Genomic DNA, 1,406 nt, shown 5'->3' on the forward strand with positions numbered 1-1,406 from the left:
CCAACGGCATCCCGGCCGGTGGCCTGTTCACCGGCGCCGAGGGCGTCAAGACCCCGGCGCAGGCGGCGAAGTGGGGTGGCCAGGCCGGTGTCGCCTACGACAGGTGCTACCACGCCAAGTGCGACAACCTGGGCAACCTGGACCGCACCGCCCTGGACCGCAACGCCGACGCCATCGCCTGGGTGACCGCTTCGTACGCGATCAGCACCGAGGAGATCAACGGCGTCCCGCCGAAGACGGCCAAGGCCAAGCAGGCCAAGGCCGCCCAGCGCACCGCGGCCATCGAGAAGGCCGAGCGCAGGGCGTTCACCGCGCCGAAGGTCGTGCACGGGGTCACCGCCTGACCCGTCGGTTCCCCACGGAAATCCCCCGCGATCACCAGGTCGCGGGGGATTTCCCAGTTCTGTTCGGATATCCGGGTACAGCTCGTCGGCTCTGGTAACGCTCCGCTCTTGACCGGCGACGCCCGATCAGGTGAGGGTGACACTCACCGAACACCGATCGCGGCGGGGCGTCGACCGGTCTCGGTTGGATTTCCATCCCGGAGCAAGGGGATCTGCATGTCCACGAGCAAGACCCTGCGTGCAGGGGCCGCCATCCTCGCGGCCGCGGGCACGATGTCGTTCACCGCTTCACCGGCCACCGCCGCCGAAGTGCCCGACGGCCCCGCACTGGCGAGGAACCTCGTCAAGAAGGTCACCGGAGAGGGGGTCAACCGGCACCTGATCGCCCTGCAACGCCTCGCCGACCGCAACGGGGGCAACCGCGCAGCGGGCACCGAGGGGCACGCGCAATCGGCCCAGTACGTCGAGTCCAAGCTGATCGCGGCGGGCTACGACGTGAGCCGCCAGCCGTTCAGCTTCACCTTCAGCGAGACCCTCGCCGAGGCGCTGACCACGCCGTCCGGCCCGGTCCCCGTCTCGATCATGACCCTGAGCACGTCCACCCCGGTCGGCGGGATCACCGCCCCGCTGTCGGTGGTCCCGCTCGCGGGCGACGCCACCCCGGGCTGCGAGGCCGCCGACTACCCGGCGGGCACCGCGGGCAAGGTCGCGCTGATCCCCCGGGGCGGCTGCGCCTTCGTCGACAAGCAGTCGGCCGCGGCCGACGCGGGCGCCGTCGCGGCGATCGTCTACAACAACGCCGACGGCCCGCTCAACGGCACCCTGGGCAGCGACCCGGCGCTGGTCAAGATCCCCACCGGCGGCATCACCAGGGCCGCGGGCGAGGCGCTGGCCGCCTCCGGCGGGGTGGTGACGGTGGAGCTGCGCTCGCTGCGCGAGGAGCGGCAGAGCTTCAACGTCATCGCCCAGACCAAGACCGGCAAGAAGAACAACGTCGTCATGGCGGGCGCGCACCTCGACAGCGTTCCCGAGGGCCCCGGCATCAACGACAACGGCTCGGGC

General features: G+C 71.3%; 1 protein-coding gene and 1 pseudogene. Both read left to right on the forward strand.

Translation table 11 applies throughout. The features are described 5' to 3' along the window. Window positions 1–344: pseudogene (locus tag UO65_RS25340) on the forward strand (amidohydrolase); the annotation flags it as partial. 216 nt (window positions 345–560) lie between these two features. After that, window positions 561–1,406, forward strand: an 846-nt coding sequence (locus tag UO65_RS25345; RefSeq protein WP_411431373.1) for a PA domain-containing protein, incomplete at its 3' end; no start/stop codon positions are given.

The sequence above is a fragment of the Actinokineospora spheciospongiae genome (genome assembly GCF_000564855.1).
Taxonomy (GTDB): Bacteria; Actinomycetota; Actinomycetes; order Mycobacteriales; family Pseudonocardiaceae; genus Actinokineospora; species Actinokineospora spheciospongiae.